The 18298-nt window shown below is 56.4% G+C and carries 15 protein-coding genes; 12 read left to right on the top strand and 3 right to left on the bottom strand.

Translation table 11 applies throughout. The features are described from left to right. Positions 1–108: 108 nt before the first annotated feature. From V9L18_RS05550 to V9L18_RS05495, 12 genes are all read left to right on the top strand, one after another. A complete protein-coding gene (locus V9L18_RS05550) occupies positions 109–1128 on the top strand; it encodes a glycosyltransferase (protein ID WP_337346168.1) in 1020 nt (339 codons plus the stop codon). An 8-nt stretch (positions 1129–1136) separates the two neighbouring features. After that, positions 1137–2156, top strand: coding sequence for a glycosyltransferase family 4 protein (locus tag V9L18_RS05545; protein WP_337346289.1), 1020 nt, complete (start codon positions 1137–1139; stop codon positions 2154–2156). Continuing rightward, complete coding sequence (locus V9L18_RS05540) at positions 2153–3208, top strand: polysaccharide pyruvyl transferase family protein (RefSeq protein WP_337346167.1); 1056 nt, start codon at positions 2153–2155, stop codon at positions 3206–3208. The genes V9L18_RS05545 and V9L18_RS05540 overlap by 4 nt, the downstream gene beginning before the upstream one ends. Before the next feature lie 16 nt (positions 3209–3224). Beyond that, positions 3225–4106, top strand: coding sequence for a glycosyltransferase family 2 protein (locus V9L18_RS05535; protein ID WP_337346166.1), 882 nt, complete (start codon positions 3225–3227; stop codon positions 4104–4106). Continuing rightward, positions 4058–5404 carry a lipopolysaccharide biosynthesis protein gene (locus V9L18_RS05530; protein WP_337346165.1) on the top strand — a complete coding sequence of 449 codons (1347 nt, stop codon included), beginning with the start codon at positions 4058–4060 and terminating at the stop codon, positions 5402–5404. Before V9L18_RS05535 ends, V9L18_RS05530 begins: the two co-directional genes overlap by 49 nt. A gap of 16 nt (positions 5405–5420) precedes the next feature. Further along, the gene (locus tag V9L18_RS05525) at positions 5421–6515 is read left to right on the top strand and encodes a polysaccharide pyruvyl transferase family protein (RefSeq protein ID WP_337346164.1); all 1095 of its coding nucleotides are present in this window, start codon (positions 5421–5423) and stop codon (positions 6513–6515) included. Continuing rightward, entirely contained in the window at positions 6512–7753 is a 1242-nt protein-coding gene (locus V9L18_RS05520; protein WP_337346163.1) for a Coenzyme F420 hydrogenase/dehydrogenase, beta subunit C-terminal domain, read from the top strand. The genes V9L18_RS05525 and V9L18_RS05520 overlap by 4 nt, the downstream gene beginning before the upstream one ends. A 779-nt stretch (positions 7754–8532) precedes the next feature. Then, the gene (locus V9L18_RS05515; RefSeq protein ID WP_443197932.1) at positions 8533–10158 is read left to right on the top strand and encodes a polysaccharide biosynthesis tyrosine autokinase; all 1626 of its coding nucleotides are present in this window, start codon (positions 8533–8535) and stop codon (positions 10156–10158) included. Between the two features lie 146 nt (positions 10159–10304). Continuing rightward, on the top strand, positions 10305–11804 hold the full coding sequence (locus V9L18_RS05510; RefSeq protein WP_443197931.1) for a sugar transferase: 1500 nt from the start codon (positions 10305–10307) through the stop codon (positions 11802–11804). 117 nt (positions 11805–11921) lie between these two features. After that, positions 11922–13739, top strand: a complete 1818-nt coding sequence (locus tag V9L18_RS05505) for a DUF4012 domain-containing protein (protein WP_337346162.1) — start codon at positions 11922–11924, stop codon at positions 13737–13739. A gap of 171 nt (positions 13740–13910) precedes the next feature. Next, a complete protein-coding gene (locus V9L18_RS05500; protein WP_337346161.1) occupies positions 13911–14498 on the top strand; it encodes an LPXTG cell wall anchor domain-containing protein in 588 nt (195 codons plus the stop codon). Positions 14499–14822: 324 nt separating this feature from the next. After that, positions 14823–15221, top strand: coding sequence for a VanZ family protein (locus V9L18_RS05495; RefSeq protein ID WP_337346160.1), 399 nt, complete (start codon positions 14823–14825; stop codon positions 15219–15221). A 19-nt stretch (positions 15222–15240) separates the two neighbouring features. On the opposite strand, the gene galU is transcribed toward V9L18_RS05495, so the two are convergent. The 3 genes from galU to paaE all read right to left on the bottom strand — a co-directional run bounded on the left by galU (position 15241) and on the right by paaE (position 18290). After that, positions 15241–16131, bottom strand: a complete 891-nt coding sequence (gene galU / locus V9L18_RS05490; RefSeq protein WP_337346159.1) for a UTP--glucose-1-phosphate uridylyltransferase GalU — start codon at positions 16129–16131, stop codon at positions 15241–15243. A 39-nt stretch (positions 16132–16170) separates the two neighbouring features. Next, the gene (locus V9L18_RS05485) at positions 16171–16950 is read right to left on the bottom strand and encodes an enoyl-CoA hydratase/isomerase family protein (RefSeq protein WP_337346158.1); all 780 of its coding nucleotides are present in this window, start codon (positions 16948–16950) and stop codon (positions 16171–16173) included. Between the two features lie 98 nt (positions 16951–17048). Further along, positions 17049–18290 (bottom strand): 1,2-phenylacetyl-CoA epoxidase subunit PaaE, encoded by a 1242-nt coding sequence (gene paaE, locus V9L18_RS05480; protein WP_337346157.1) that lies wholly within the window; start codon positions 18288–18290, stop codon positions 17049–17051. Between the last annotated feature and the right edge of the window lie 8 nt (positions 18291–18298).

Genomic DNA, 18298 nt, shown 5'->3' with positions numbered 1-18298 from the left:
TGTCCGGACCGCGCGCCGTGGCGGACATCCACGAGCCGTGCACTGTCCTGACTCAGGGGCTTCTTACGCCGTAATCAGAATTAGATCGAATCCGCGTAGGAGTGCCAGATGCGAATACTTCATGTCACGGAATGCTACGAAGGCGGCGTAAGCCGTGCCTTAGATACAATCGCCAGGCTCGCTCCAGATCACGAACATTTTCTACTATGGGAAGGTCTTGCGGACCCAGTCCCGACGGGTTTGTTCGAAGAGACGTTCAAACTGCCAAAAAGTGTTCTGGCCAGAATTTCATCTGTGAATCGTGTGGCCGTGCGTACAGATGCGGACATTATCCATGCCCACTCCAGCTGGGCCGGCGTTTACGCCCGCGCTTTGAAACCCGTGGTGCCCGTGGTATACGAACCCCACTGCTTTGCTTTTGATGATCCGGATCGTTCATCACTTTCACGGGCCGCTTACCGGTTGGCTGAATCAGTTCTAAGCCGAAGGACGAACTCCATCATTGCGCTGACCCCACACGAGGAGGCCCTTGCACAAGGACTTACCACGCGAGCAGAAATTCTCAGGTTACCCAACGTGCCCACAATCGACGTGGAGCTAAAGGCTGAAACGAACTTCGCCGATTTTGAAGTCGTCATGGTTGGTCGACTGGTCCGCCAAAAGGATCCTGAGTTCTTCGCGAATGTTGCATCACTCGTTCACTCTGTAAGTGCGGCGACAAGGTTTACCTGGATTGGCGATGGCGACACTACCTATCGAGGCATTCTCGAACGTGCCGGCGTCACCGTCACGGGATGGGTTGAGAAGAAGGAGTTGGAAGATCGTCTCCGTAAGGCATCCATATACCTTCATTCTGCAAAATATGAAGGGTTTCCACTCAGCGTTCTCGATGCTGCAGCAGCCGACCTCCCAATCATTGTTAGAGATTTGCCGTGCTTTGAAGGCTACGAGCTCTTGAAGGTTGAAACAGCAGAGGTCGCTGCAATGAACGTAATCGAACTCGTGAACAACCACGGACGCTACACGGCATTGCACACGAACAGTAGGAAATTACTTGAGCATATGAATGACGATTCCCAAACAATAGCTTTGGCACAAATCTATGATCGATTGAGGGTTCTTGCGTGAAGATACTAATGCCGTCCAGAATCCTCGACCGTCATGTTGGGGGTAACACTACGTACGCTCGGCGTATCGCCCAAGGCCTAGCAGAGCTCGGCCATGAAGTGGGTCGAATACCGGCTATGGGCAATGCTCCGATGACAATGGTTCGCGAAACTCTCGAAGGCCTTCGAAAAGGGCTACCGAATGAGGTCCTCCACAATGTGGCCGACACCGGCCTGCTTGTTCCTGGTCGGCGCCCAACGGTCGTAACTGTGCATGGCGTGGCCAGTCGGTGGATTCAGGGAGTTCGTTCCCCAGCCAACGAGGCAGTGTGGAGATTTCGTGTTGGCCGAGCGATAAGGTCTGCAAATCACGTAATTACAGTGTCAAATTCTAGTGCATTGGACATTCAGGAGGTCTTCGACGTTTCGCCGGAGAAAATAACTGTTATTCCCCATGGAATTGATATTGCAAAGTTCTCGACGCCTACTGAAATCTCGCCAGAGCTCCAAGCTTCTATTCCCGAACGGTTTGCCTTGTATTTAGGAAATATCGAACCGCGAAAGAATCTAGATGCTTTAGTTCAAGCCTTCAACGACCCAGAAATTGCAGGCCTGAATGTTCCGCTAATAATTGCCGGCAAACCCGCATGGGACTTCAAGAAGACGATGGAGACCATAGAAGCCAGTATCAACGTGCGTCACATCGGCTTTGTCTCCGACAACGACCGAACTGCCCTCATGCAGCGGTGTTCTCTTTTCCTTTTCCCGAGCCTTTATGAGGGATTTGGCTTCCCCGTTCTAGAGGCTTTGGCAGCAGGTGCGGTCGTCGCTTCGTCCCGCAGAGGATCTCTTAAGGAAGTGGGTGGACCAGCTCTTGTTCTGAACGAACTGGATACAGAGGGATTGATCGAAGGGATAAGAGAGGCGTTGACCGACGAAAACAAGAGGAGTGAGTGCTTGGAGCGCGGCAGGGATTGGGCAACAGGGTTCTCCTGGAAAGAGAGCGTGCAAGCACACGTGGACGTCTACGAATCCCTTCTGGCAGCATGAAGGTTCTAGTTCTGCATGCGTACAGCGCCGATAATTTGGGTGACGGCCTCTTGGTGCGGGAATCCTTAGACCTGATACGGCTGGCATGCGGTGAGACGGCCGAAGTCACTGTAGCCGCTTCCCATCCGCAGACCTTCAAGAATATCTCGGCACACGTTGTCGACTCGCAACCGCGACGCCGTGGTTACGATGCGGCGTATATACGGACACTCCTAAACGTAAAGGAATTCGATCTGGTTGTTGGCGTCGGTGGCGGCTACATGCGAGCCGGAACCCCGGTAGAGGCAGCCAAGTCCCTGCTGGTGCATGGCCCGCAACTCTGGGCTGCCGCCAGACATGCAGCGAAATCCGTCTACCTTCCGCAGAGCATAGGACCCGTGAAGTACGGACTAAAGGGACTGGTGGCCTCCAGGCTAAGAAAGCTCGGCGTTGTGATGCTACGTGACGATCGAAGCATGGAAGAGTTCCGGTCGATCAGTCCCACCAGAATGCCGGACCTTGCAGCAGGCGAGATCGAGGGACCCCCCTCGCAGAAGACCCCATCCGAGATTCCGGTGCTTTCAGTTCGGGAAGTTCGGGGTAGCGTTCCTCCACGGCTCTATAATTTAGCGGCCCGCTTAGAAACGTTTGATGGGTACATCCAGAGCACATCCGGAGGAAATAACGACAGGCCTGCAACAGCAACATTCAACACACGCAGAATCATCGACCGCAACGAACTACTCATGGACGCTGACCGAAACGTGCGCGTTGTTGTAGCCGTTCGCCTCCATGCGGCCCTAATGGCCTTGCGAGCAGGCCACTATGTCGTTCATTTGGCTTATGAGCGCAAAGGATTCGGCGCCTTTGACGATCTGGGTCTCTCGGAATTTGTGCACAACGTGAACACCTTCTCGGTGGATACCGTCGTAGGACAGACCGAGTCCCTGCTTACCGATGAGCGTGTGCGCCGCGACTATCGCCAACGTTTGCTGTCGTCCTCAGACCGGCGGACTGAAGCGAGAAATGAATGTATTTCGACTCTTCGAACTACGGCTGGTATCAATGATTGATCTAACAGTAATTTTTGTGGCTTATCAAACCCCTATAGAACTTCTGGATAAAAGTATCGAATCTGTCGTGGCTGCAGCGACTTATGCAGATGCAAGTCTTGAGGTTATAGTTGCGAACAACGGCTTCTTCTCGAAGCCTCTCTTGAGTCATCAAAACGTTATCGTTACGGGTGATGGCACCAACCTCGGATTTGGCCGAGCCGTAAACCAGGCGATAGATGTTGCTCAAGGCAATGATGTCCTTCTGATGAACCCGGACTCAGTTATTGAACTGAGCGCCATCGCTGAAATTTTGGCAGCGCGTAGAATCTGGCCCGCACGCGCGTTCTACGGAGCTCTCCTAATCAATAACGGGGTCCCTCAAGTGCACGCCTACAACGTTTGGTGGTCGTCGGCTCAGCTACTTCTTTTCAAACGCGCTTGGCGGCGGAAGTTAGATCAGGATATTCACATCGGTGCTCCAGTCTCAGTGAAAAGGCTCTGCGGGGCTGGCCTCTTCGGAAACAGAAGCGACTTTTCACAACTGGGACCCTTCGACGATGACTTCTTTCTTTACGGTGAAGATGTCGATTTTTCTCTTCGTGCTCAGAAAGCGGACCTAGCCACAGTACTGGTACCGAAAGCCATCATCCAGCACGACGCTGGCACTTCCTCTGGGGACGCCTCCTCAATCGTGGAACGGGCCAGAACAGATGCTTACTTCCGGTATTCCATCCGTCATTCCAGTACTTTTCTCGCCTATGCTGGCAGGCTGGAGAGTGTGGTTGTGGCGTTGGTGGGTAGTATTCGTCCTGGACAAAGTAAACAGGTCCGACTCAACAGGCTCAGTCGACTGCGCGAAATCAAGAGATGGGGATTCCGCAGCCACGTTGGCCGTTTCGACCCCAGCCGGCACTAGAAGAAGCTCAGCTAGTGAGTTTCCGTAAGTTCACGAGACTATTCCAGCACAACTCGCCTTCCCTGCTGGTTGTAGGGCAGATACTTGTATCCGCTATGGGGCTCCTGACGGCACCAATCATCGCGCAGTCTCTTGGACCCTCTGGCCGAGGAGAGACTGCCGCAGTAATAACCGCGTTCAACTTGGTTCCAATCCTTCTGGCTATTGGCATCCCAACCGTTGTTCGAAGAGACTCGGCGCTTTCGAGCGTTTCGGCGAGCCTTAGAACCGCGCGTATTTTGTGCCTAGTCGCCTTCCTGCCGGCCCTGGGAATGGCATTCCTGTTGCACCACACCGCTTTTGCTACGGTAGTCGGCAATGCTTCAGTGCCGGTTATTATCGGTCTGACGCTAACCCCGCTTACTATTAGCTGGTTGTGTGACATAGGCGTACTAATGGCACGCGAACGTTACCGGGCCGTATTTCTGATAAAGGTTCTTTTCCCATTCCTTAATTTATCCTTGCTTGTTGCTCTGTGGGTCGCATCATCGGCGACAACAGCAACAGTTCTATGGGCAGCCATAATAGCCAAGGTAGTGACATCATTGGCATCGTTCGTAATCGTAAGGGTTCCCCTTCAGGGCGAGTACACGCCTGTAGGTCCGCTCCTCCGCTCGTCGTGGCGTTTCGCAGGAAGTTCGATTGGCGAGGCCGCAACAAATCGCCTAGACCAGATCCTTCTTCTTCCCCTGCTCGGCGCGTATCAAACAGGTATCTATGCTGTCGGTGTCACGATTGGAACTCTTCCTTTGGCTCTAGCGCAAGGGATGGGCGGCGCATTTTACGGTCCGGTTGCAAGGAGCGAAGGACGAAAAAGGCAACGATATAAGGGGATGGGCATACGCAGTGGAATTCTCTCGGCGGTGCTTTCGGGAGCAGCCTTGGCTGTGGCGTCGCCTCTAATTGTTCCACTAGTATTCGGCCAAGAGTTCATTGCGGCCTTGCCGGTCATTTTCGTGTGTCTCGTAGGATCGGTCTTCATGTGCGCGGCGTTCGTCGCTTCGTCAATGCTGGCTGCGGAAGGAAAAGGCTGGCATCTGACAATCGGCCAGTTCGCCTCGCTTGGCGTTTCTGTGGGCCTCCTCTACTGGTGGGGCCCTGCCCTAATGGCCCCTGGTGCCGCTTGGTCGTCAACCGTCGGCTACCTCGTTTTAGCTGTGGTCGTCTGCGTCTCGCTCCAGATTCCCCTCAAGGGTTTCACACCTCGAAAGTCAGACTTTGCAAACACATTCAATGCCCTCTTTAGGAGAATTAAGTGAAAGAAGGACTCACCGTATGAAGGTTCTTATTCTTCGCGCCGATTCGTCATCGCCGAATCTCGGAGTCCGTGTCTTGGCCCACGGTACCGAAGCTCTTGCTCGACAGGCTTGGGGTGAGCAGATCGAAGTCGATTTTCAAAACTTCGACGGAGGGACGTCAGGACAACGATTCGATAAAAAGGCTGTAACTAGCGACATCTTTCGGAAACATGGTCCGATTAAGACGGTGTTACGTCGCTATGACGTGATTATTGATGCCTGCGGTGGCGATAGTTTTACAGATATCTATGGCATTAGGCGTCTGGCGCTGATCTTGTACACTCAGCGAACAGGCCAGAGGCTTGGTATCCCGGTCGTGCTGGGTCCGCAAACAATAGGACCCTTCCAAAACAAGTTCGCGAAGTTCGCAGCATCCAGGGTGTTGAAGGCGATGTCGGCCGTCGTGTCCCGAGATGGTGCCAGTGCCCGGTATGCGGAGGACATGGGCCGAACGTCTGATGCAGCAGCCACCGACGTCGTTTTCGCACTGCCAGTACCTGAGAGCTCTGAGAAACGCGACATTATCTTGAATGTCTCGGGCCTCTTGTGGAATTCAAATAAACATGTCTCTTCGGAAGAGTACCGATCATCTATTCGTTCACTTATAAAGGAACTCCTGGCGGCCGGTCGTCGTGTTTCCTTGCTCGCACACGTCCTTGACAATCCCCGCGAAGACAACGATGTTCCCGTCGCCCTTCTCTTGGAACAGGAATTTCAAGACCACGTGGAGTGCATTATTCCCACGTCGCTGGAAGCGGCCCGAATCATACTTGCGGGAGCCAATGTTGTAATCGGCTCACGCATGCATGCATGTTTGAACGCATTATCAACCGGTACGCCGGTGATCCCTTGGGCATACTCACGCAAATTTGCCCCGCTCATGAACGATATTGGATGGCAAATTGGAATCGATCTTCGCGAAACGCCTGCTCCCGTGACTGCCACCATGAAGTATCTCAAAGAGCATTCACAAGCTGACCTCGACTCTCTTGCGGTGACTGTCGGTGAACGGGCCAGAGCCCGCTTGAGTGGGGCTTCTGATCTGCTTCGTGAGAGGATCATATTGCCGTGAACAGGACATCATCCCTGCTGAAAGAGGCCGCCAAGGTGGTTTCTAACGGAAACTGCACCGGATGCGGCGCGTGCGCCTTGATCTCATCCAGGGTAAACATGGTTCTGGACGCACACGGCTACATGAGACCGTCGATCGAAGAATCAACAAATCCCGCGTATGACCGTCAAGAAGCCGAAACTTTTAGAGCATCCTGTCCAGGTGTCTCAGTTCGTGCCAGAAGACGTCAGGGCGCTAGCTACCACGAGACGTTCGGAACTTATATTTCCGCATGGCAAGGCGCAGCCCGTGATGAGAAAACGCGACTTAATGGCAGCAGCGGGGGCGTCCTAACCGCCTTGGCAGGGTGGCTTCTTGAATCTGGTCAGATTTCGTACGCCATCGGCAGCAACGCAGAACCCGATGCGCCACGCCGCACCATTCCAGTTCGTATTACAACCAAGGCGGAGGCACTCGCGGCGGCAGGGTCAAGGTACGCCCCAGTTTCTAACCTGACTGAGCTTTCCGACGAGCCGGATACTCGCACAGCAGCAATCCTGAAACCTTGCGAAGCAACAGCCTTGGCTCAGTACCAGGACGCCTGCGCCGTCCCCGATGCGAACCGTCCCATTTCGTTGTCGTTTTTTTGTGCGGGTACTCCAAGCCAGCTGGCCACCGATCGACTTATCGACGAAATGGGGATCGACCCGTTGCAGCTTCAGTCTTTGCGCTACCGAGGGAACGGATGGCCAGGTGAATTTACAGCCGTAGGCACCTCTGGCGAGGCACGAAGCATTTCCTATGACGAGTCATGGGGGAAGCATCTTGGTAGGGAGCTCCAATGGCGATGCAAGATCTGCCCGGATGGAACAGGTGAACACTCTGACATCTCGGTTGGGGACTACTGGCATTCTGACGAACGTGGCTATCCGATATTCGAGAACGCTTCCGGAAATTCAGCGGTCATTGCCCGTACTGCTCGCGGACATCAACTCTTGATCGAAGCCGTTGAGGCTGGCGTTCTTGATTTGAGCCCTGTGGACTTGGATTCAGTTTCAGAGATCCAGCCGCTTCAACGAAACCGGCGACGAACGATAGTTGTCCGACAGTGGGCACGCCTGTTATCAGGCAGCCGCGTGCCTTCCTACCGGGGTTACAGCTTCTTAGTCACTGCGATCAAATACCCACGGTTGTCCTTGAAGACTTTCCTTGGTACTTTCCTGCGTTCAGTCCGTTCCAAAAAGATCAATGGAGCCTGAGAATGTTCTCGACATACGCGACGCAGCAGCCACGGAAATTCTAGAGATGTGCCTAGATATGAACGCAGGGAGACATTGAGATAATATGAATTTTGGAAAGAAATTTGCAATGAGAAAGTCCTTCGTGGGGGGCCTCACAAAGATTTTCTATCGAAAGAACAGCTTTGGTCGGGCATTGCTGTCTGTCGCCATTTCGGCTGAGGGTGGAGACATGACGTCGCAAACACTGCGCTGGGTATTGCGTACGCACTATGGTGTTGCGGTAGGCAACTACTCGTACGGCTCCCTGCTCATACCTGGTCATAGTGATACAGGTACTGACATTGGATCGTACGTTTCTGTGGGGCCGAATGTGAGGCGATTCGGCGCAGCTCATCCGCTCGAGGCCGGCAGTCTCCACCCGTATTTTTACAACCCTAGGCTCGGCTTCGTTGACTCGTCACGTGACGTTAAACGAACCGTCTGCATTATCGGCCACGATTCTTGGATTGGAGCGAATACGATCATCCTTCCTGGCTGCAGCAGAATTGGGATTGGCGCTGTAGTGGGTGCGGGTTCAGTCGTAACAAAGGATGTTCCCGACTTCGCCGTCGTGGTTGGTTCGCCTGCCAGGATCATAAAATATAGGTTCTCGGATGCGGATCGCGAGGAATTACTCACCTCCAAGTTCTGGGAACTCTCACCGCACGAATTGTCATCCCAGTTGATGCAAAACGACCAAACTACTTCCGACTATGCGACAACTGTGTCCTCCGCCCGAGGCAATGGACCAACAAATAATGACGGCGATTCGCGAAAAGATGAGTCTGGCAGTAAGCCACTACAAAACCCTCAGCCCAGTTAGGTCACACAGTCACAGAGTCGTTCAGGTCGAGGATAGAATCGAGGCACCTGCCTCCGTAGCTGGCACTGGAATAATGTTTGGAAAGGTCTCAACTTTGGAGTTACGCGACTACCTGCGCCTCGTTCGCCGCAACTGGATCGCCATGGTCGCATGTGCCATGCTTGGTCTACTTATCGCCGCCGCAGCGTCACTCGCTGTAAAGCCGATATATACAGCTCAGACTCAACTCTTTGTTGCGATTCAAAGCTCGGGTACAGTCTCCGAGCTTCAGCAAGGCAACACCTTCAGCCAAGCGCGAGTGCAATCTTATGTCCAGGCTGCCGGAACGCCGGCAGTCCTACAACCCGCCATAGACAGCCTCGGCTTGAACATGACGCCAGCGGCCCTAGGCAACAACATCAAAGCCAGCGCAGATTCCAACACAGTTATCATCACTATCGCTGCCTCGGATACGTCCCCAGTCCAAGCAGCCGCAATCGCCCAAGCTGTAGGTAACAGCCTTATCGCCGCAATTGACGAGATCGAAAGGCCGAAAGCTGGTGGGACATCCCCTGTCAGGCTTTCAGTTGTGACTCCTGCGATCGCTCCGGCCGCTCCCGCGGCTCCAAATACCCGGCTGAACCTGGTTATCGGAGTTCTGGCCGGCCTCGGGGTAGGTTTGGCCTTTGCCGTTGTCAGAACAACGATGGACACCAAGGTGCGCGGTGAAGCAGACGTCCGACGCGCTACGGAAGCGCCCATTTTGGGCGGAATTTCATATGATGGAGATGCGACAAAAAGACCGTTACTCACGCAGTCTCCGCCACAAAGCCGACGGGCCGAGTCCTTTCGTCAAATTCGCACTAATATACAGTTCGCTCATGTCAGCCACCGTTCCAAGACAGTTCTCGTAACCTCTTCGCTGCCCGGCGAGGGCAAGAGCACAACTGCCACGAACCTCGCCATAGCAATGGCCCAAGCTGGTCAATCTGTCGTATTAGTTGACGCCGATCTTCGCCGGCCAAGTGTCAACGAGTATCTTGGACTTGAGAGGAATGCTGGCCTGACCACAGCGTTGATCGGACAGGGGGATCTTGATGACCTCTTACAGCCTTGGGGCGACGAGAATCTTTTCGTCTTGACCTCCGGTCAGATACCTCCTAATCCCAGCGAATTACTCGGGTCGATCGCGATGAAGAACCTCATAGCCAGACTTGAGGCCACTTTCGATGCGGTGGTTATCGATGCTCCTCCACTCCTTCCTGTCACGGACGCAGCAGTGCTGGCTCACCAAGTGGGCGGAGTTGTGCTAGTCATCGGCTCCTCAAAGGTCAAGCTTCCGGACCTGAAGAAGTCCATTGGCGCATTGAACCTCGTCGAAGCTGACCTCCTTGGCGTGGTCCTCAACTTGCTCCCAGCCAAAGGTCCCGACGCGTACACATACAGCTATTCAAGCTACGACGCAAAAGCGGACGCGGAGCCTGAGTACGCGAGGGAGCACACAGCAGAAAGTGGACTGGACAGGAACGCAAGCGGCGGGTTCGAATCATCGTTACTGCGAAGTCGATCGCAGAATCGATAGATAATCTAGTTCACCGCCCGCGCTCTCCACTGAAATGTTTCAGGCAAACATTTTGGACCACGCCACTGAATCAAAGAGTTTTGTAAAGGCCTTATATCCGTTGGACTCGTCAGGGTCCACGTATTGGTCAGTACGTTTCCTAGATTATGCGCAAGCCATTGAATGGAAATATTCCATTTTTGCCAAACCACTGGAAAGGGGTAACCGGATTGGGGGCTAGAGATGATTGGCGTGTACGCGCATCCCGCACTCTTGGCATTGTTGATGCATTTGTGGTTATTTGGGCCGTTGCTGGCGCCTACATCGTGCGCTTCGGTTTTGAGCCGAACTTTGCGACTCTCGGTGGCGAAACAGCCTACGGCTTATTTTCTGTCGCCCTAATTATCGCTTGGTGGCTTATGCTCGGCGCTTGGAATAGTCGACAAAGCCGCATCCTAGGGGCCGGTTCAGATGAATACAAACGAGTGGCCGCCGCATCGCTGTGGCTGTTCGGTCTTGTGGCGATCTTCTCTTATGTTCTACGGATAGATACGGCACGCGGGTATGTCGGAGTCGCATTACCAGTCGGACTTGCCGGACTCATTCTAGCTCGCTGGCTGCTCAGGCAGCACCTTAGTGTCAACAGGCTAAATGGCGATAGCATGTCACGCTTGATGCTGCTGGGAGGGCCCGGCGCGGTTGCACACTTAGCCACGTCACTGGCGAAGGCCAGTCATGCCGGGTACCAACCGGTCGCTGCGTACACGCCAGGAGTAAAGGATCACCCCGAGCACGAGACAGAATCTGGCTTGCCAATTCTGGGTTCGGCAACTGACACACTAGCGATCCTTGAAGCCATAGATGAGTGCTCCGCAGATGCTGTAGCGGTTTCGGCTGGAGTGCAACTACATCCTCAGACTCTTCGGCATCTTGGCTGGGAGCTCGCCGCTAGGAATATCGGACTCATTATGGCGCCCGCGTTGACGGACATCGCTGGTCCACGAATTCATACTCAACAAGTTGCGGGGCTGCCTCTCATCCACGTTACGACTCCAACGTTGGAAGGAGGCCAGAGGGTTGCTAAAAGGTTGTTCGACGTATTCGTGTCTGGTGCCATGATTGTTGTAGCTGCCCCTATTATGGGCATCGTTGCCGTCCTGGTGCGTATCGACAGCCCCGGGCCGATCTTTTTTCGACAAATTCGTGTGGGCATTGAGGGAAACGAATTTGAGATGCTGAAGTTTCGCTCCATGGTGGTCGATGCTGAAGCCAGGCTTTCGCAACTCAAACACCAGAACGAAGGTAGCGGGGTTCTATTTAAGATGAAGAATGACCCGCGAGTGACCAAAGTTGGGTCAGTTCTCAGGAAATTTAGTTTGGATGAACTGCCGCAGCTTTTCAACATTTTTGCTGGTTCTATGAGCTTGGTGGGGCCGAGACCCCCATTGCCACGCGAAGTGGAAGCATACGAACTCGACGTTCGCCGTCGACTTCTCGTCAAGCCTGGACTGACTGGGCTGTGGCAGGTCAGTGGACGCTCAAACTTGTCTTGGCAAGATTCCGTCCGCCTTGACCTGTACTACGTTGAGAACTGGTCACTCGCTGGTGATCTCGTAATACTCCTTCGTACAGTTCGCGCCGTTTTCCGCAGCACTGGTGCGTACTGATTTCTCCCATGAAAATGCGTTGCACTACCAATCTGAAAGGCACCTCAACACATGACGGACAGCCATATCGAGACTTCCCGAAATGGCCGTAGCTCCCGGCAGATACGCTCCAAATCGGTGAGCAACCGCGTAAAGAGACGTCGACGTGGCATTGCGATTGGTGCCAGCGTTCTGGTCGGCATCGCCGTTCTCGGGGGATCCGCGGCATGGCTAGGCATAACAGCAACACGCGTCAGCCAAGAACTGCAAGCCGCGAACGGATTGGTTCCTGCTCTGAGGTCTGCCCTTCTCGACAACGACGTCGATGCAGCCAAAGCAACCGTGGATAAATTGATGCAGCACACTAAAGCCGCACGCGAGGATACGACGGACCCGCTATGGGTGATCGCAGGTGAGTTGCCTTGGATAGGTGCAAACTTTAAAGCAGCCAGCGAAGTGGCTTTGTCGGCGGATGATGTCTCGCGCCTAGGCGCTGGACCACTGGTGAGTGTTTTTCAGTCCCTTGACTGGAAAACACTGGCACCCGACGAAGACGGAATAGACTTGGCCCCCTTGGCTGCGGCAGAGCCGAAACTTGTCTCTGCCTCGCATGCCGTGCGGCAATCTTCGGATCGCCTAAGTTCCATTGATGCCGATGAATTGCTTCCTCAAATTTCTGGCCCGCTGGTCCAAGCACGGGACCAACTCTCTGCCCTGCGTGATGGTCTCGATGCCGCCGCGAACACCGCCAGCCTCGCACCAGATATGCTGGGAGGGACGTCGCCTCGGCGATACCTCGTGCTAATTCAGAACAACGCCGAACTACGGGCGTCTGGCGGAATACCTGGCGCACTCGCCATATTAAGCGTTGATAACGGCAAGCTCACCCTTAATAACCAAACAAGCGCCAGCAAATTCGGAACGACGAGCCCCGCCATCCCGGTCACTCAAGAACAGCAGAACATATACAGTTCGAGACTTGGGAAGTACATGCAGGATGTCAACCTGACCCCAGACTTCCCCAGTGCTGCGGGTACCGCCCGAGCAATGTGGGAGCAAAAGACTGGTGAGCACCTTGATGGGGTCATTTCAGTGGACCCCGTCGCCTTGAGTTACGTCCTGGCTGCTACGGGACCAGTTCAGGTCACTGCTCCGGAATTGCTGGGACTGACAGGTGGATTGCCCTCAGAACTTACCTCTTCCAACGTGGTGCAAACGTTGCTATCAGACGTTTACAAGGAAATCGACAGGCCGACGGTTCAGGATGCCTACTTCGCCAGCGCCGCACAACAGATATTTGGGGCAATTTCGGGCGGTAACACCGACGCTACGAATCTGATCGAGAGCCTCACGCGGGGAGCGCAGGAGGGCCGGGTTCTTCTCTGGTCCAGCACATCCGACGAACAGGCAATCCTTGATCGATACACGATTAGCGGTGCCGTAGACGGCCCCAGCATAGCTCCTGCCCAGTTCGGCGTGTATTTCAACGACGGTACAGGCGCGAAGATGGATTACTACGTCAAGCGCACTGTCCAACTCGTCAAGGAATGTCCCAAAGATGGCTACGAACAAACAACGGTTCGCATTACAAGTACCAACGTGGCGCCGGAAGATGCTGCCAGTGCATTGCCTGCGTACGTGACCGGGGATGGAATTTTTGGAGTTCCCCCTGGATCGGTGCAAACAAACATTGTTACCTACGGTCCTGCACTCGCAAATATCGAAAGTGCCAGGCTAGGTGGGCAGCGCATCGAATTTGCACCCTACCTGCATGGCAACCGTCCAGTAGGAGTGATTTCAGTACGGCTTGCTCCCGGCGAAACCCAAACTGTGGACTTCACATTCGGCAAGATCGTTCAGCATGCCGAACCTAACATCTTTGTCACACCAACAGTGGAGGACATAAAAGATGTGATACTCGTCACGGAGAATTCTCCGTGCACGCCTAGCCCATAGACAGCGCGTTAACACTATGTAAACCGACTGGATTGACGTTGCTCGGACTGCTCGCAGAATGGTACCGTCTTTTTGGGATATCTATCCGGCATTTCCGCACAGGTCTCTTGCGGTGAGGAACCCTCCTCAATTCGGGTACATCTAAAACTTAACGTCTCCGGGGGGACACACATGAAAAAGACACTCGCAGCAATCGCTCTGGCTGGATCCATTGCACTTCTCGGCTCTGCGCCGGTAATGGCAGCCACCTACCCGCCTCTTCCGCCTCAGGCTGCCGTTTCCGACGGCACCGTTGGTCCGGGCGAGCAGTTCGTCTTCCGTGGCCAGGGGTTCCTGGCTGGCGAATCACTGACCATCAACGTTACGCCCGGCAATCCGCCGGCAGCCTCCGGCGCCAACATCGCCGGTGGAACCTCATTCTCCGCCAAGATCCCTGTTTTCTTCGAAGCACAGACTCATAAAGCCACAGCAAACGCACAGGGTGCTTTCGCTGTGACGCTGGCGATTGCCGAGCCGGGCACTTATCTCTTGACGGCTACTGGCGACACGTCCGGCATCACTGTTGGACCCGTCACGGTTGTTGTAGCCGCCCCACTTGCCAACACCGGCAGCACCACGACCACCGGCGCTGGCCTTGCCAACACCGGTGCTGACTCCGGCCTGGTTCTCTGGACCATCGTCGGCGCTGGCGCACTTGCCGCCGGTGCAGCTTCCGTAGTTGTCGTTCGCCGCCGCGCCAAGACCGAGGCAGCTGCGTAACCGCAACACCCACAAGCACCAAAGAGGGTGGGTGGTCTCCGGGAAACCGGGGACCACCCACCCTCTGCTTTAAGCTCGGAATCCCGTAAGAACGGGCTCCATCCGTGGTATTTATTAGAGCTATGGGGAGACATTGGCGCAGAACACGGTGGCAGTTCGACTTCTCCATACCCCAGCCGGGCCCCCAGGCCCTCCCCTACCTCCTCCTGTGCCTGCTCGCAGCCGCTGCCCTAGGCACAGCATTTCTAGCCATTCTGAAGACGTCCTGAGGCCTTTTTGAAATACCTGGAAGCCCAGCGGTTATGGCGATGGATCCTCATTGCCATGCTGGTCCCGCTTGCCTTCGTCGCATTCTGGCCAAGTCCCATAGACCAGCCCGTCCAGGGCGACCTCGCCAGGCTCTTGAGGTTCCTTCACGCCCACGGGATCCCGAGGTGGTTCGATTACAAATTCGTCGAAGCCGCTGCAAATGTTTTGCTGTTTGTTCCTGTGGGCTTCGTGGCTACTCTGGCTTTCACGAGGAAATCCTGGTGGCAGGTCGGTGCATTCGGGCTCACCGTTTCCGGTTGCATGGAGGTGGGCCAACTATTGTTTCTTGACCACCGTTTCGCGAGTCCCGTGGACCTTGTCACAAACACTGGAGGGGCTGTAATTGGCGCCCTCGTTGCGAAGGCAGTCATTAAACGCCTACGGGCCACCACTTTGTCAGCGGCGGGCCCGTAAGGAGCAGAAAGAGCAGCAGCTAGCTGACGAAGCCCTTCATCCAGGTTTTCAGGTCCTCGCCGAACTCCACACGCTCTGAGGCGAGGGTGATGACTGCCTTGAGGTAGCTGAGCTTGTCGCCGGTGTCGTAGCGGCGGCCCTTGAACACTACGCCGTACACGCCGGAGCCTTCGCCCTCGCCGGCGGCCAGGGTCTGCAGGGCGTCGGTCAGCTGGATCTCTCCGCCGCGGCCCGGCGCTGTGTTCTCGAGGACGCCAAACACCGACGGGTGGAGCACGTACCGGCCGATGACGGCCAGGTTGGACGGTGCTTCGCCCGCGGCCGGCTTCTCCACCAGGCTCTTAACGCGGACAAACTCCTCGCCTTCAACGGGCGAGATGTCAGCGCAGCCGTAGGCGCTGATCTGGGTGGGGTCCACCTCGATCAGGGCGATGACCGAACCGCCGGTCTTCTGCTGCACCTCCATCATGGTGGTGAGCAGGCACTCGGCCTCGTCGATGAGGTCGTCACCCAGCAGGACTGCGAAGGGCTCGTTGCCCACATGCTGGCTGGCACAAAGCACAGCATGCCCCAGGCCTTTTGCTTCACCCTGGCGGACGTAGTGGATGGGGCCCAGCTGGGAGGCGTACTGAACGGACGCCAGGCGCTCTTTGTCACCCTTTTTCTCCAGTGCGGCTTCCAGGCCGGGTTCCCGGTCAAAGTGGTCCTCCAGGGCCCGCTTGTTCCGGCCCGTGATCATCAGCAGATCGGTCAGGCCTGCGTTGACGGCTTCCTCCACCACGTACTGGATGGCCGGTCTGTCTACCACCGGCAGCATTTCCTTCGGCATTGCCTTGGTGGCGGGCAGGAAACGAGTTCCCAATCCGGCAGCAGGAATGACGGCTTTGGTCACAGATTTCCCCATAGTCATAGGTGAACCTTACAAATCAAGGCCTAGGGATAGCAATTGCTAGCCCGTAAACTCTGGGTTTCGTTTCTCCTGAAATGCCCTGAAACCTTCAGCATAATCGTCGGTTTTACAGAGCCGTGCCTGCTCGGCATTTTCCTCTTCCATGGCGTCCCACAGGCCCAGCCGCTGGTCCCTGATGTGCGCCACCAGTTCCTTGCTTGCTTTGAAGGCGCCAGTGGCGCCAACTGCCACCTTCGCCACAATTGCCCGCGTGTTGTCCAAGAGTTCATCTGCCGGCATGGCCCGGCTGAAGAGACCCTGGGCCACGGCGTCCGAGCCGCTCATCAGCTCCGCAGTGTAAATCAGGTCCAGCGTCCGGTGCATGCCCAGCCGCTCGGTGAAGTACCAATGACCGCCGGAATCCAGCGTGGCGCCGAGTTTGGCGAACGGCGATCCGAATTTCGCGTTCTCCGCCACGTACACCACGTCGGTGGCCAGCAGCAGGCCCAACCCCACCCCCAGGCACGCTCCCTGCGCCGCAGCGAACGTCGGCGCCGGGAAGCCGGCCATCTTCTTGAGGAGTGGCTGCACCAGCCCCGCCAGGTACGCGGCCGCGTCGTCCCTCTCCGGCGATACGCCCGATATATCCCGGCCCGCACAGAAGGCCCGGCCCTCTCCCCTGAGGAGCAGCGCCCGGACCTCACCGCGTGAGGCGGCGGCAGCGGCGTCGTCGTACGCCTTGCCCAGCTCTTTGAGCGCCTGCTCGTCCAGCGAGTTCAGCTTGTTCGGCGCATCCAGCACTACCTCGGCGACGCCGTTGCTGATGGAAAGGGAAATCATGGGGCTCCTTGGTTCGTCCGGGTCCCCACCCGCACCCTATCCTCGCAAGCTCGGCCAGGGAACCCTGCGGGCGTGGCCCCGGACTCAATCGTTAGTGTTTAGACGTCGAAGTCGACCGTGACTTCCTTGGTGGTGGGATGGGACTGACAGGTCAGCACGTACCCCTTGTCCAGTTCATCCTGCTCCAGCGCGTAGTTCTCGTCCATGGTGACGCTGCCGGTGACCACCTTGGCCCGGCACGTGCCGCACACTCCCCCGGCGCACGCGAACGGCACATCGGGGCGGACCCGCAGGGCGGCGTTCAGGATGGACTCCCGGGCGTGCGTGGGGCTGGCCACCTCGCCCTGCAGCCCGTCAAGCTTGAACGTGATCTTGTACGTTTCCTTGGACTCGTCCACCACCACGGGACGGCCGGCGTGGCCCTCCGGCCGGTCCGGCTTCCCGGACGTGAACAGCTCGAACCGGACATGCTCGGGCTTCACGCCGCGCTCGGCCAGGGTATCCCGGCACAGCTGCACCAGTTCGAACGGCCCGCACAGGAACCACTCGTCAACGTCGTCCGCGTGGATGGCGGTGCCGAGGAGCTGCTGGAGCTTCTCGGCGTCGATCCTGCCGGACAGCAGCGGGGCGATGCGCTGCTCGCGGGACAGCACGTGGTGGATGGCCAGCCGCTGCGGGTACTTGTCCTTCAGGTCCGCGAGCTCCTCCAAGAACATCACGTCCATGGCGGCCTTGTTGGCGTAGATCAGGTCAAAGCGGGTCTCCGGGTTGGCGGCCAGCAGCGTGCGGGCGATGGCGATCACCGGGGTGATACCGGACCCCGCGGCGATGGCCACGAAGCTGCCTCCCCCAATGGAGGCAGTTTCCCCCGCCAGGTCTTCCGGATGGTTCATGGAATTCATGACGTTCTGGTCCACCGGTTTGCCATCCCGCCCGTGCTTGGACACAAACGCACCCATGGGGCTCATGACCTCCAGGGTGTCGCCGGCCTTCAGTTCCGCGTTGGCCCACGTGGAAAACAGGCCGCCCAGGTCCTTCTTGACGGCCACGCGGATCTCGCTGCTGCCGTCCTCGAAGCTGCGCGGCTCGGCGCAGATGGAGTAGCTGCGGCGCACCTCATGCGGCTCGCCGTTCTCATCCGGGAGCGTAGTGCGCAGGGCCACGTACTGGCCGGGCAGGTAGTCGAACTGGCCGGCGAGCTCTTGGGGTACTCCGAAGGTGACCTCGATGGCGTCTTCGGTGAGCCGGCGCACCTCCGCCACGGTGAGGGTGTGGAAGGACGGACGACGGCGGCCGGTGGCCTGCGCCGATTCGGCGGCGGTCTGGCGGACAACAGGCATGGGGCTTC

The sequence above is a fragment of the Pseudarthrobacter sp. CCNWLW217 genome (assembly GCF_037203985.1).
In the GTDB taxonomy this organism is placed as follows: Bacteria; Actinomycetota; Actinomycetes; order Actinomycetales; family Micrococcaceae; genus Arthrobacter.
Note: the sequence above shows the minus strand (reverse complement) of the source record. Positions and strands in the feature narration are given on the sequence as shown.

What these genes read in the sequence shown, in the direction of transcription:
- V9L18_RS05550 (WP_337346168.1), top strand. Translation starts at nt 109, where the DNA reads ATGCGAATACTTCATGTCACGGAATGCTACGAAGGCGGCGTAAGCCGT.
- V9L18_RS05545 (WP_337346289.1), top strand. Translation starts at nt 1,137, where the DNA reads ATGCCGTCCAGAATCCTCGACCGTCATGTTGGGGGTAACACTACGTAC.
- V9L18_RS05540 (WP_337346167.1), top strand. Translation starts at nt 2,153, where the DNA reads ATGAAGGTTCTAGTTCTGCATGCGTACAGCGCCGATAATTTGGGTGAC.
- V9L18_RS05530 (WP_337346165.1), top strand. Translation starts at nt 4,058, where the DNA reads ATGGGGATTCCGCAGCCACGTTGGCCGTTTCGACCCCAGCCGGCACTA.
- V9L18_RS05525 (WP_337346164.1), top strand. Translation starts at nt 5,421, where the DNA reads ATGAAGGTTCTTATTCTTCGCGCCGATTCGTCATCGCCGAATCTCGGA.
- V9L18_RS05515 (WP_443197932.1), top strand. Translation starts at nt 8,533, where the DNA reads ATGACGGCGATTCGCGAAAAGATGAGTCTGGCAGTAAGCCACTACAAA.
- V9L18_RS05510 (WP_443197931.1), top strand. Translation starts at nt 10,305, where the DNA reads ATGCGCAAGCCATTGAATGGAAATATTCCATTTTTGCCAAACCACTGG.
- V9L18_RS05500 (WP_337346161.1), top strand. Translation starts at nt 13,911, where the DNA reads ATGAAAAAGACACTCGCAGCAATCGCTCTGGCTGGATCCATTGCACTT.
- V9L18_RS05495 (WP_337346160.1), top strand. Translation starts at nt 14,823, where the DNA reads ATGCTGGTCCCGCTTGCCTTCGTCGCATTCTGGCCAAGTCCCATAGAC.
- galU (WP_337346159.1), bottom strand. Translation starts at nt 16,131, where the DNA reads ATGACTATGGGGAAATCTGTGACCAAAGCCGTCATTCCTGCTGCCGGA.
- V9L18_RS05485 (WP_337346158.1), bottom strand. Translation starts at nt 16,950, where the DNA reads ATGATTTCCCTTTCCATCAGCAACGGCGTCGCCGAGGTAGTGCTGGAT.
- paaE (WP_337346157.1), bottom strand. Translation starts at nt 18,290, where the DNA reads ATGCCTGTTGTCCGCCAGACCGCCGCCGAATCGGCGCAGGCCACCGGC.